Consider the following 12,162-nt stretch of genomic DNA (forward strand, 5'->3'; position numbering starts at 1 on the left):
GGCGTGCAATACCACGCTAGAGATTGTCGCCTTCCGCGGCGATCGCCCGTTCCAGCTGGTCGCCGAGCGTGCCCAGCTCCGCGATCACCCGCTCCAGCTCGGCCGCATCGAGCACGTCGTAGGGGCGGTTCTCGCACAGGTGCAGGTAGGGCGAGCCGTCCAGGTCGGTGACCGCGAGGAAGCCGGTGCGCTGCTCCCAGTTGAAGCGCAGCGCGCGCTTCGCATCGATCCCCGAGAGCGGCCCGATCGGCGTCGAAATGCGCAGGTAGCGGCGGTCCGATTCGCCCTCCAGCTCGGCCAGGTAGATGCCCTGCTGGCGCCCGCTGGCGACGTCGAGGTCGAAGCTGATCAGGTACGGATCGTTGTGGCGCAGCGCGTGCTTGGCGCCGAGATGCGAGCGGACGGCTTCGAAGTGACGCATGGCAGGGGCTTCCGTGGCAGGCTTGGAGTTCGTTCTACTTTGACACGACTGCATGATCACGTCGCGTGAGCCCCTGACCGAGGCGCAGCAGCGCATCTACGCCGCCATCGCGGCGATTCCGCCCGGCCGCGTGGCCAGCTACGGCGCCATCGCGGCACGTGCGGGGCTGCCCGGCCGGGCACGGCTGGTCGGCCGCTTGCTTGGCGAAGTGCCGGATGACATCGAGCTGCCGTGGTTCCGCGTGCTGCGCGCCAGCGGGCACATCGCGATGCCGCCGGGCAGCCGCGGATTCCGCGAGCAGGCGCGCCGGCTGAAGGCCGAGGGCGTGGAGGTGGTGAACGGCCGCGTGCCGCTGTCGCGGTTCGGGCTGGACGCCGACCTGGACCGCGCCGTGTGGGGCATGCCCGGCTTCTGAGATCGACCGGCGCCGATGCCGCAGGCATGGTTGCACCGGCAGGCGAGGGCGGGGCGTTTGTTACCATCTGCCGGATGCCTTCCTCCCCGCTCCACATCCTGCAAAGCGTTTTCGGTTACGCCAGCTTCCGCGGTCCGCAGCAGGCCATCGTCGAGCAGGTGATCGAGGGCGGCGACGCGCTCGTGCTGATGCCCACCGGCGGCGGCAAGTCGCTGTGCTACCAGATTCCCGCCATCGTGCGGCAGGGCACCGGCATCGTCGTCTCGCCGCTGATCGCGCTGATGCAGGATCAGGTCGATGCCCTGCACGAAGCGGGCGTGGCCGCGGCCTATCTCAACTCCAGCCAGGACAACGACACCCAGCGCGAGGTCGAGCGTCAGCTGATGGCCGGCGAGCTGGACATGCTCTACGTGGCGCCCGAGCGATTGCTCACGCCGCGCCTGCTGGGCCTGCTCGAACGCACCGAGGTGGCGCTGTTCGCCATCGACGAGGCGCACTGCGTGTCGCAGTGGGGCCACGACTTCCGCCCGGAATACCGCGAGCTGGCGGTGCTGCACGAGCGTTTCCCGCAGGTGCCGCGCATCGCGCTCACCGCCACCGCCGACCCGCGCACCCGCGAGGAAATCGTCGAGCGCCTGGCGCTGCAGCAGGCACGGCAGTTCGTCTCCAGCTTCGACCGGCCCAACATCGGCTACCGCGTCAGCCTCAAGCACAACCCGCGCACGCAGCTGATGCAGTTCCTCGACGGCCATCGCGGCGAGTCCGGCATCGTGTATGCGCTGAGCCGCAAGAAGGTCGACGACACCGCCAGCTGGCTGGCCGAAGCCGGCTTCGAGGCGCTGCCGTACCACGCCGGCCTCGATGCCGCCGTGCGCGCGAAGAACCAGCAGCGCTTCCTGCGCGAGGACGGCGTGGTGATGGTTGCCACCGTCGCCTTCGGCATGGGCATCGACAAACCCGACGTGCGCTTCGTCGCCCACCTGGACCTGCCGCGCTCGATGGAGGGCTACTACCAGGAAACCGGCCGCGCCGGCCGCGACGGCCTGCCCGCCGAGGCGTGGATGATCTACGGCCTGGCCGACGTGGTGACGATGAGCCAGATGATCGCCCAGTCCGAATCGGCCGACGAGCGCAAGCGCATCGAGCGGCAGAAGCTGGAATCGCTGCTGGCCTACGCCGAGGCCACGCGCTGCCGGCGCGAGCTGTTGCTGGGGGCGTTCGGCGAGCCCTACCAGGGGCCGTGCGGCAACTGCGACAACTGCGTCGCCCCGCCGAAAACCTGGGACGCCACCGTGCCGGCGCAGAAGGCACTGTCGGCGGTGTACCGCAGCGGCCAGCGCTACGGCTCCGGCCACGTCATCGACATCCTGCGCGGCATCGACGGCGAGCGCGTCAGCCAACTCGGCCACGACAAGCTCACCACCTTCGGCGTCGGCGCCGACATGGACGAGAAAGCCTGGCGCTCGGTGTTCCGCCAGCTGCTTGCCGCGGGATTGCTGGCCACCGATCCGGACGGCTACGGCACGTTGCGCCTCACCGCCGCCAGCCGTGCCGTACTCACCGGCGGCCAGCGCGTGCTGCTGCGCGAAGATGCGCGCCCCGTGCGCAGCGCCCGCCGCCGCCGCGACAGCCAGATCGTCACCGGCGCCAGCATCGGCATCGAGGCCTACGAGCAACCGCTGTGGGATGCCCTGCGCGCCACCCGCTCGCAGCTGGCCAAGCAGCACGGCGTGCCGCCCTACGTGGTGTTCCACGACGCCACCCTGCTGGCGATGCTGCGCGCCATGCCCGCCAACGAGGACGAACTGGCCTCGATCAGCGGCGTGGGCGAAGCCAAGCTCAAACGCTACGGCCGCGACTTCCTTGCGGTGATCAACGCGGCCGAGTAAGCGATTCACACTACGCCCGTATCGCGCCGGCTTTTCCAGGAGGAGCGCCAGCCCGGCTGAAGGGTCGCGCCTGTGCCTCGAGCCAGGCGATGCTGGATGAACTGCAGGTGCAGCAGCGTCGCGAGGGCGACCAGCTGATCCTGGAGGTGGCCCGACACAGCGGCACGCACCTCAACCTGTTCGGCAGCTCCTACCGCTCGCTCGAACTCGACGTGCAGCTGCCGGCGAGCATGCCGGTGACGCTGTCGATGGGTTCGGGGGATGCCCACGTCAGCGGCCTGCAGCAGCTGGCTGCGCAGGTCGGCTCGGGCGACCTGCATGTCACCCGGATCGCCGGCCGCCTCGCCGCCAGCGTGGGTTCGGGCGACATCGATGCCAGCGACGTGGGCAGCCTGGCACTGGGCTCGGTGGGCTCGGGCGACGCCCGCGTGAGCGGCGTCCGTGGCGATGCAACGGTCGGCAGCGTGGGCTCGGGCGACGTCACGCTCAAGCAGGTCGGCGGCAGCGTGCACGTCGACACGATCGGCTCGGGCGACCTGGAGGTGCGCGACGTGGGCGGCGACCTGTCGCTGGGTGCCAAGGGCAGCGGCGACGTCGGCTACCGCGGCGTCAAGGGCAAGGTCAGTGTGCCGCGCGACGACGACTGATTGTAGGAGCGCACCCAGTGCGCGATGGCCTCAGCGCCCGGCCGGAGCCAAAGGCCGCCGCACGCCGGATGCAACGGCGCGAATCAGAGGCTGAGAAAAATTCGCCCGCCGTAGCGAGAGCGCCGCCAAGCGTTCGTGACAAGGTGCGTTGGGGGCAAATCCGGGGAGTTTGGTGAACCAAATGACCCGGATTTGCCCGCAGCGCGCCGCCGGCACGGACGTTTGGCGGCGGTCGCAGTAGGCGGGCGATTTTTTCTCAGCCTCTCAGCCCAGCCAGCGCCACGCCAGGTAGACCAGCGGCGCACACACCAGCAGGAACGGGATCGACACCCGGTGAAACAGCCGCAGCCCGTGCGGCTGTTTCGCCAGGCGCAGCGCGATCAGGTTGGCCAGCGAGCCGATCACCAACCCGTAGCCGCCCACGTTGGCGGCCACCGCCAGCGCGATCGGGTCGCTGGCACGATCGAGCAGCAACACGGTGGCCGGCACGTTGCTGATCACCTGCGAAGCGAGCAAGCCGCCGAGGAACACGGTGAGCGGCTGGCGGAAGTCGAAGTGATCCAGCGCCCGGTCGATGAAGCCCAGCTCGGCGAAATGTCCCAGCCCGAGGAAGATCGCGGCAAAGGTCGCCAGCAGCGCCCAGTCGACCCGGCGCAGGCTGTCGCGGGCGATCAGCGCGAACGGAATCAGCAGCCCCAGCGCGCCTTCCAGCGCCAGGCCGTGTTCCATCATCACCACCATCGAGGCCAGCGCCAGCAGCGACATCGCGGCCAGCCGCGGGTCGATGCGGCGGTGGTTCAGCGCCGCGGCATCCAGCGTGACGCGACCCTTCGGCAGCCACGCCAGGGTGAGTGCGGCCACCAGCGAGAACATCACCGCCGAGGCCGGCGCCATGCCGCGCACGAAGGCGAAGAACGGCAGGTGCGCGTTCTGCCACAGCAGCAGGTTCTGCGGGTTGCCGATCGGGCTCAGGGTGGAGCCGGCGTTCACCGCCAGCGCTTCGAGCACCACCATCGGCAGCACCGGCAGATTCGACATGCCGCCGATCGCCACCGTGAGCGGCACCAGCAGGAACAGGCTCACGTCGTTGGTGAGCCCGATCGACAGCACCGCCGTGCTCGCCACCAGCAGCAGGCCCAGACCGCGCAGCGAATGCGCACGCGCCACCAGCGCACTGGCCGCGCGCTGCACCAGGCCGCTGTCGCGGATGCCCTGGATCGCGATCATCAGGCCCATCAATCCGGCCAGCGTGGGCAACTGCAGCCAATGCCGGTAGCGCACCGCCGGCTGCGGGTCGGCCAGCGCCAGCCCCAGCGCGAGCGCGCCGAACAGCACCAGCAGCCACTCCGCCTTGAGCCAGTGCGCGAGCCTCGCGCGCAGCGCGGGCCGAACGGATGTCACCACCCGCTCAGGCCTTCGATGGCGTACACGCGCTGCCAGCTCTCCCGGCCACGGATGAGGTCGGCCAACCGCGCCAATGCCGGCCACTGGCTGGCCGGGCGCGGCATGTTGCGCGACCAGCGCATCAGCACCATCATGCTGGCGGTGCCGGGGGAGTAGTGGAGCGTGTACATGCAATCTCCGGGATGTTCGGACGCGACGGCGACCAAGGGCGTGCCGCCGCGATCTTGGCCGTGCGTTCAGGCCTCGCGCAAGAGCCGCATCGGCGAGGTGCGGGTCACCGTGCGGGTGCCGGCCAGGCCCAGCAGCATCACCACCACGGCGGCGAGCAGCGCGTAGAGCGCCAGCGGCAGCAGCGGCGGCATGAAACCCTCGATGTGGAACACCGCGCGCCCCAGCCACCAGCCGGTGCCGGCGGCGCCGATCGCCGCGGTGAGCCCGGCCACCGCGCCGAGCAAGGCGAACTCGCAGGCCGCCGCCACGCGCAGCTGGCCGCGGCGCGCGCCCAGCGTGCGCAGCAACGCCGCCTCGTGGCGGCGCTCGGCGGCGCTGGCGGCCAGCGCCGCGGCCAGCACCAGCGCGCCGGCGAGCAGGCTGAAGCCGAGGATCCAGCGCACCGCGTTGCTGACCCGGTCGACGATCTCGCGCACGCGGTCGAGCAGGGCGTCGACGTCGATCAGGCTGAGGTTGGCGTAGTCGCGCGAGAGTTTCGCCAGCGCATCGGCGCGTCCGCGCGGCAGGTAGAAACTGCCCAGGTAGCTGTGCGGCAGCGCGCTGGCGTGATCGGCGTCCAGCAGCAGGAAGAAGTTCACCCGGAACGAGCTCCAGTCCACCTCGCGCACGCTGCTCACGGTGGCGTCGATGCTGCTCTCGCCGATGCCGAAGCGCATCGTGTCGCCGAGCTTGAGGTGGAACATGTCGCGCCACATCGAGTCGACCGACACCTGCGCCTGCGCCGGGTGCGGCGCGAACCACGCGCCGGCGACGAGCCGGTTGGCCGGCGGCAGCGCGTCGGTCCATGACAGGCGCAGCTGGCGGTCGGCCCAGTCCCTGGCGCGCTGGTCGGTGAGCGGCAGCTGGTCCACCGGCGTGCCGTTGATCGCGATGAGCTTGCCCACCGCCAGCGGCAGTACGTTAAGCTGCTGCGCGCCGATCCGGTCCAGCGCTTGCGCGAAGCCGGCGCGCTGCTCGTCCTGCAGGTTGAGCACGAACCAGTTCGGCGTGTCGGTGGGCAGCTCGCGGCGCCAGCCTTCCAGCAGCGAGGGCGCGACCACGGCGAGCAGCAGCAGGGCGACCAACCCCAGGCTGAGCGCGGTGGCCTGGATCAGGCTCAGGCCCCGCCGCCGCGCCAGCGCCGCCAGCCCCAGCCGCAGCGCCGGATGCGCGCCCGGCGCGATGCGCCGCGCCAGCCCCAGCAGCAGCGCGGCCAGCCCGGCGGCGATCGCCGCCACGCCGAGCAGGCTGGCGGCGAGGATGCCGGCCATCCTGGCCGAGTCGCTCTGGCCCCAGATCAGCGCCAGCGCCACCAGCGCGGGAATGACGTACAGCGCGTCGAAGCGGCGCACGCGGCGCGCCACGCTGGCGCGGAACACCGCCACCGGCGGCACCTCGGCCAGCCGCGCCAGCGGCGGCAGCGCAAAGCCGGCCAGTACGGCGATGCCCACCGCGGCGGCGGCGAACGCCGGCAGCAGCGGCAGCCGGGTCGGCACGTTGCCGAACAGCGAGCTGGCCACCAGCCAGGCGCCTTGCGCCAGCAGCAGCGTGAGCGCGATGCCGATGGCCACGGCCGGTACGGCGAGCGCGCCCAGCGTGCCCAGCAACAGCGCCATCACACGCTTGCGCGAGGTGCCCAGTGCGCGCAGCAGCGCCACTTCCTGGGTCTTGCGCCGCGCGTAGCGCTGCGCCGCCAGTGCGATCGCCACGCCGGCCAGCAGCGCGGAGAGCAACGCAGTGAGGCGCAGGAACGCACTAGCGCGGTCGAACGCCGTGCGCATGCGTTCCTGGGTCTGCTCCGGGGTGATCAGCTGCGCACCTTGCGGCAACTTCTGCGCCTCGGCCCAGCGGCGCCAGCGCTGCACCGCGTGCGGCTCGCCGGCCAGCAACAGGCGATGGCGGGCGCGGCTTCCCACGCCGAGCAGGCCGACCGCGCGGGCGTCCTCCAGGTGCATGATCGCCCGCGGCGCCAGCGCGAACAGTTCGCCGCCGTCGGGCTGGCGAACCAGCTCGGCGGCGATGCGCAGGTCGCGGCCGCCCACTTGCACGGTGTCGCCGACATGGCGGCCCAGCGCGATCAGTGCGCGATGGTCCAGGTACACGTCTCCACTCGCGGGCGCGTGCCCGTTGAGGGTGCGGCCGTCGGCACCGCGCAGTTCCAGCGTGCCGCGCAGCGGATAGCCGTCGTCGGTGGCCTGCACGTCCAGCAGTTGGCTGCGGCCGGCGGCGAAGGCCACGCTGGGGAAGCTGGCCACGCGGTTCTGGCGCAGGCCGTCGCGCGTGGCCTGGTTGGCAAACGCAGCGGGCAGCGACTGCGGTGCACTGATGCCGATGTCACCGCCGATCAGCTCGGCCGCGCTGGCCAGCATGCCGCGCTCGATGCGCGTGGCCAGCGTGGCGACCACGCCCAGTGCCACCACCGCCAGCACCAGCGAGGCGGCCAGCGTGCGCAGCTCCGGCAGGTGCCATTCACGGCGCAGGCTGCGCAGCGCGAGCGGGAGCATGTTCATGCGGCGGTGCCTTCACGGCGGCCGACCACGCGGCCCTCCTCCAGCTCGATCCGCCGCTGGCAGCGCGCGGCCAGCGCGGCGTCGTGGGTGACCAGCACCAGCGTGGTCCGGCGGTCGCGGTTGAGCGCGAACAGCAGGTCGGTAACGTGGTGGCCGGTGCGCTGGTCGAGGTTGCCGGTGGGTTCGTCGGCGAACAGCAGGCGCGGGCCGTGCACGAACGCGCGGGCGATCGCCACGCGCTGCTGCTCGCCGCCGGAGAGCTGCGCCGGGTAGTGCCGCCGCCGCCCGCCCAGACCCACCGCATCGAGCGCCTCGCGAGCGCGGGTGCGGGCATCGCGTGCGCCCTCCAGCTCCAGCGGCAGCATCACGTTTTCCTCGGCGGTGAGCGCCGGCAGCAGGTGGAACGACTGGAACACGAAGCCGACCAGCCGCCGGCGCAGGTCGGCGCGGGCTTCCTCGTCCATGCTTTCCAGCGCCTGGCCGTCGACGCGGATGCGGCCGCCGGTCGGCAGATCCAGACCGGCCAGCAGGCCGAGCAGGGTGGTCTTGCCCGAACCGGACGCTCCGACGATGGCGAAGCTCTCGCCCGCGTGCACCGCCAGGCTCACGCCGCGCAGGATCGCCAGCGCGCCCTCGGGCCCGGCGACCGACTTGCTAACATCGATCGCTTCGAGCACCGGACGGGATGAATCGCTCATGCGTCGTTTCCTTTGCACACTGGGATTGCTGCTGTGGGGAGTGGCTGTCGCGCAGGCGGCGCCGACCCGGAGCGTACTGGTGCTGGGGGACTCGCTGTCGGCCGCGCACAACATTCCGGTGGAGTCCGGCTGGGTGCATCTGCTGGGTGAGCGTCTGGGCAAGATGGAGCCACCATGGCGCGTGGTCAATGCCAGCATCAGTGGCGAAACGTCGCTCAGCGGCCGCAACCACCTGCCCGGGCTGCTGGCGAAGGAGCGGCCCGGCGTGGTGGTGATCGAGCTGGGTGCCAACGACGGCCTGCGCGGCCTGCCACTGGACGCACTGCGCGACAACCTCGCCGCGATGATCGACCTGGCGCACCGGCGTGGCGCGCGCGTGCTGCTGCTGGGCATCGAGCTGCCGGTGAACTACGGCCCGCAGTACCGCGACGGCCTGCGCGCTATCTATGCCGAGTTAGCCCGCAGCAAGCGCACCGCCCTGGTGCCCTTCCTGCTCGACGGCGTGGCGCTCGACCCCACCCTGATGCAGGACGACGGCCTGCACCCTCTGGCCGCCGGCGAACCGCACGTGCTGGACAACGTGTGGAAGGCGCTGGAACCTCTGCTCAAGGCGCCGCGCCGGTAGATTCCGCGCGGCTTTCTTTTTGACCGCCAAGTGAACGTGGCCGGCGCCCTTCACATCGTGGTCACTGCGTGGCTCGGTAGTCTTTCACAAATGTGAAATCGCGCAACCGCAGGACGGATCTATGAGCGTACGAGACGAGCAGTCGGGTCTGGTGCTTCTGGTGGAGGACAACCGCCAGATCGCCGAAATGGTGGGTGAGTTCCTGGAACGCCGTGGCTATTCGGTGGATTACGCCGCCGATGGCGTGAGCGGTCTGCACCTGGCCGTGTCCAACAGCTACGACGTGGTGGTGCTCGACCTGATGCTGCCGGGCATGGACGGCCTGGACGTCTGCCGCAAGCTGCGCAAGGACGCCAAGAAATCCACCCCGGTGCTGATGCTCACCGCCCGCGACACGCTGGAAGACAAGCTGGTGGGTCTGGAAGCGGGCGCCGACGACTATCTGGTCAAGCCCTTCGAAGTGCGCGAGCTGGAAGCCCGCCTGCGCGCGCTGATCCGCCGCGATCGCCGCCAGGTGTCCACCGAGGTGCTCACCGTGGGCGACATGACGCTGGACACCGCCACACTGCGACTGACCCGCGCCGGGCAGGAGCTCACCGTGTCGCCGATTGGCCTGAAGCTGCTGGCGATCCTGATGCGCGAATCGCCCCGCGTGGTCAGCCGGCGCGACATCGAGCGCGAGATCTGGGGCGACACGCTGCCCGATTCGGACACCCTGCGCTCGCACCTGTACAACCTGCGCCGCGTGATCGACAAGCCGTTCGACAAGCCGTTGCTGCACACCATCCACTCGGCGGGTTACCGCCTTGCCGATCTCGAAGCGGAGGTGGCCAGCGCGACGCAGCCGGCCTGAGAGGACCAGTTGTTTCATGCAGCAGCGTCATGACTAGCAGGGGTACATCGCAGGCCCAGCCTGTTTTCCGCAGCGGCGCCTTTCAGCGCCGCATTGCGTTGATCTTCGTGCTGCAGCTCATCGCAGTGGGCCTCAGCGTGATGATGTGTATCTACAACATGGCGCCGGTGTGGGCCGTGCTGCTGCTGATCGTGATCATCACCACGCTGGCCTGGCTGGCGGCGCGGCGCGAATGGCGGCCGGTGACGGCACTGGCCCGGCTGGTCGACGGCTGGGACCAGCACCCTGACCTCGACGCGCTGTCGCCCGAGCGCCTCTCGCGCCGCACCGACGCCGACGTCGTCTCGCTGGCCCGCGGACTGCATGGATTCGCCATGCGCATCGCCGACTACGGCGAACGCGAGCGCAACTTCACCCGCGACGCCAGCCACGAGCTGCGCAGCCCGCTGACGGTGATCAAGATGTCGGTGGACATGCTCGCCGAGGAGCGGGGGCTGAGCGATTTCGGCGATCGCTCGCTGCAGCGCATCCGACGTTCCACCCGCGAGATGGAGGCGCTGGTCGAGGCGCTGCTGATCCTGGCGCGGGAAACCGACAGCGGCATCGAGGACGAGCTGTTCGTGGTCAACGACGCGCTGCGCCACGAGCTCGATTTCGCCCGCGACATGCTGGTGGGCCGGCCGATCGAGCTGCAGTTGGAAGAGCCCTCGCGCTTCGCCCTGCGCGGCTCGCAGCGGGTGTTCGCGGTGCTGTTCTGGCAGCTGATCCGCAACGCCTGCCAGCAGACCGAGCGCGGCCGCGTGGTGGTCACCGTGATGCCCGGCATGGTGGTGGTGACCAACCAGGCCGAGCCCCTGTTCGAGGGCGGCAACGACAGCGGGATGCCCCTGTACGGGGCCGATCGTCACGGCTTCGAGCTGGCCATCGCCCAGCGCATCAGCGACCGCTTCGCCTGGCCGCTGGAGCTCAAGACCCGGCCGGGCAGCCAGAACGTGGCCAGCATCCGCTTCCCCCACACCCAGGCGGCCTGACAGCAAAACGCCGCACCCTTGCGGGCACGGCGTGCATGTAGACGCGTGGCGCGGCCTATGCGCGCAGGGCGGGCGATACGGTGAAGTCGCAGCCGGTCTTGGCCTTCACCTCATCCACCGTCACCCCCTCGTGCAGTTCGATCAGGGTCAGGCCCTGGCCCTTGGCCACCTCGAACACGCACAGGTCGGTGATCACCAGGTCCACCACCTGCTTGCCGGTGAGCGGCAGCTCGCATTCGTTCTTGATCTTGGGCGAGCCGTCCTTCGCGGTGTGCTCCATCAGCACCACCACGCGCTTCACGCCACTCACCAGATCCATCGCGCCGCCCGGTCCCTTGACCATCTTGCCCGGCACCATCCAGTTGGCGAGGTCGCCGGTGCAGGAGACTTCCAGCCCGCCGAGGATCGACAGGTCGATGTGGCCGCCGCGGATCATCGCGAACGAATCGGCGCTGGAGAAGAAGCTCGAACCGGGCAGGGTGGTGATGGTCTGCTTGCCGGCATTGATCAGGTCCGGGTCCACGTGTGCATCGTCCGGGAATGGGCCGATGCCGAGCAGGCCGTTCTCCGACTGCAGGATCACGTCCATGCCTGCGGGAATGAAATTCGCCACCAGGGTCGGGATGCCGATCCCCAGGTTGACGTAGTAGCCGTCGCGCAGCTCCTTCGCCGCGCGACGCGCCATCGCGCTGCGAATCGGGCTTTCCTTGCCGGTGTTGGCGCCGGCGATGGTGCGGAACTCGATGCGCTTCTCGTAGCTGGCCCCCTGGATGATGCGATCGACGTAGATGCCCGGCACGTGGATCTGGTCCGGGTCGAGTTCGCCCACCTCCACCAGCTCCTCCACCTCGGCCACGCAGACCTTGCCGCAGGTGGCGATCATCGGGTTGAAGTTGCGCGCGGTCTTGCGGAACACCAGGTTGCCCAGGCGGTCGCCCTTCCATGCCTTGACGATCGACACGTCGGCGTGGATCGCCTCCTCCAGCACGTACTCCTTGTCGCCGAATGTCTTGATTTCCTTGCCCTCGGCCAGCTTGGTGCCGAACGCGGTGCGCGTGTAGAAGCCCGGGATGCCGGCGCCGCCGGCGCGCAGCTTTTCCGCCAGCGTGCCCTGCGGCACCAGGTGCAGCTCCAGCTCGCCGGCCAGCACCTGCCGCTCGAACTCCTTGTTCTCGCCCACGTAGGAGGCGTACACGCGCTTGACCTGGCGGGTCTTCAGCAGCGGGCCCATGCCGAAGTCGTCCACGCCGGCGTTGTTGCCGACGATGGTCAGCCCCTTGGTACCGGCGGCGAGCAGGGCGCCGATCAGGTTCTCGGGAATGCCGCACAGGCCGAAGCCGCCCGCGGCGATCGTCATGCCGTCGACCAGCAGTCCGTCCAAAGCCTTGTCGGCGCTTGCGTAAACCTTGTCCATTGTGATGCCTGCCTGCGTGGGAATCAGCGCACAAGGATACGACGG

The 12,162-nt window shown here is 70.1% G+C and carries 12 protein-coding genes and 1 pseudogene; 6 read left to right on the forward strand and 7 right to left on the reverse strand.

Annotation, left to right across the window (positions count from 1 at the left end; genetic code table 11):
- Positions 1–16 precede the first annotated feature (16 nt).
- Positions 17–421 carry a hypothetical protein gene (locus ACO2Q2_RS01890; protein WP_423254079.1) on the reverse strand — a complete coding sequence of 135 codons (405 nt, stop codon included), beginning with the start codon at positions 419–421 and terminating at the stop codon, positions 17–19.
- 52 nt (positions 422–473) lie between these two features.
- Between ACO2Q2_RS01890 and ACO2Q2_RS01895 the strand changes: the two genes are divergently transcribed.
- From ACO2Q2_RS01895 to ACO2Q2_RS01905, 3 genes are all read left to right on the forward strand, one after another.
- Positions 474–836, forward strand: coding sequence for an MGMT family protein (locus tag ACO2Q2_RS01895; RefSeq protein ID WP_423254080.1), 363 nt, complete (start codon positions 474–476; stop codon positions 834–836).
- Positions 837–910: 74 nt separating this feature from the next.
- A complete protein-coding gene (gene recQ, locus ACO2Q2_RS01900; RefSeq protein WP_423254081.1) occupies positions 911–2,725 on the forward strand; it encodes a DNA helicase RecQ in 1,815 nt (604 codons plus the stop codon).
- Between the two features lie 89 nt (positions 2,726–2,814).
- A complete protein-coding gene (locus tag ACO2Q2_RS01905) occupies positions 2,815–3,372 on the forward strand; it encodes a DUF4097 family beta strand repeat-containing protein (protein WP_423254082.1) in 558 nt (185 codons plus the stop codon).
- 264 nt (positions 3,373–3,636) lie between these two features.
- On the opposite strand, the gene ACO2Q2_RS01910 is transcribed toward ACO2Q2_RS01905, so the two are convergent.
- From ACO2Q2_RS01910 to ACO2Q2_RS01925, 4 genes are all read right to left on the reverse strand, one after another.
- The gene (locus ACO2Q2_RS01910; protein ID WP_423254083.1) at positions 3,637–4,776 is read right to left on the reverse strand and encodes an SLC13 family permease; all 1,140 of its coding nucleotides are present in this window, start codon (positions 4,774–4,776) and stop codon (positions 3,637–3,639) included.
- Positions 4,770–4,946 carry a hypothetical protein gene (locus tag ACO2Q2_RS01915; RefSeq protein WP_423254084.1) on the reverse strand — a complete coding sequence of 59 codons (177 nt, stop codon included), beginning with the start codon at positions 4,944–4,946 and terminating at the stop codon, positions 4,770–4,772. The genes ACO2Q2_RS01910 and ACO2Q2_RS01915 overlap by 7 nt, the downstream gene beginning before the upstream one ends.
- A 66-nt stretch (positions 4,947–5,012) precedes the next feature.
- Complete coding sequence (locus tag ACO2Q2_RS01920) at positions 5,013–7,496, reverse strand: ABC transporter permease (protein ID WP_423254085.1); 2,484 nt, start codon at positions 7,494–7,496, stop codon at positions 5,013–5,015.
- Positions 7,493–8,194 carry an ABC transporter ATP-binding protein gene (locus ACO2Q2_RS01925; protein WP_423254086.1) on the reverse strand — a complete coding sequence of 234 codons (702 nt, stop codon included), beginning with the start codon at positions 8,192–8,194 and terminating at the stop codon, positions 7,493–7,495. The genes ACO2Q2_RS01920 and ACO2Q2_RS01925 overlap by 4 nt, the downstream gene beginning before the upstream one ends.
- Between ACO2Q2_RS01925 and ACO2Q2_RS01930 the strand changes: the two genes are divergently transcribed.
- From ACO2Q2_RS01930 to ACO2Q2_RS01940, 3 genes are all read left to right on the forward strand, one after another.
- Positions 8,193–8,819, forward strand: a complete 627-nt coding sequence (locus tag ACO2Q2_RS01930) for an arylesterase (RefSeq protein ID WP_423254087.1) — start codon at positions 8,193–8,195, stop codon at positions 8,817–8,819. The genes ACO2Q2_RS01925 and ACO2Q2_RS01930 overlap by 2 nt on opposite strands.
- Before the next feature lie 121 nt (positions 8,820–8,940).
- Positions 8,941–9,672 (forward strand): response regulator transcription factor, encoded by a 732-nt coding sequence (locus ACO2Q2_RS01935; protein ID WP_423254088.1) that lies wholly within the window; start codon positions 8,941–8,943, stop codon positions 9,670–9,672.
- A 29-nt stretch (positions 9,673–9,701) separates the two neighbouring features.
- Positions 9,702–10,703, forward strand: a complete 1,002-nt coding sequence (locus ACO2Q2_RS01940; RefSeq protein ID WP_423254089.1) for a sensor histidine kinase — start codon at positions 9,702–9,704, stop codon at positions 10,701–10,703.
- A gap of 55 nt (positions 10,704–10,758) precedes the next feature.
- Here the strand turns inward: ACO2Q2_RS01940 and ACO2Q2_RS01945 are convergent, their stop codons facing one another.
- Entirely contained in the window at positions 10,759–11,388 is a 630-nt protein-coding gene (locus ACO2Q2_RS01945; protein WP_423254239.1) for a 3-oxoacid CoA-transferase subunit B, read from the reverse strand.
- A gap of 93 nt (positions 11,389–11,481) precedes the next feature.
- A pseudogene (locus tag ACO2Q2_RS01950) lies at positions 11,482–12,117 on the reverse strand (CoA transferase subunit A); the annotation flags it as partial.
- Between the last annotated feature and the right edge of the window lie 45 nt (positions 12,118–12,162).

This window comes from Dyella sp. KRB-257, assembly GCF_049445995.1.
In the GTDB taxonomy this organism is placed as follows: Bacteria; Pseudomonadota; Gammaproteobacteria; order Xanthomonadales; family Rhodanobacteraceae; genus Dyella_A.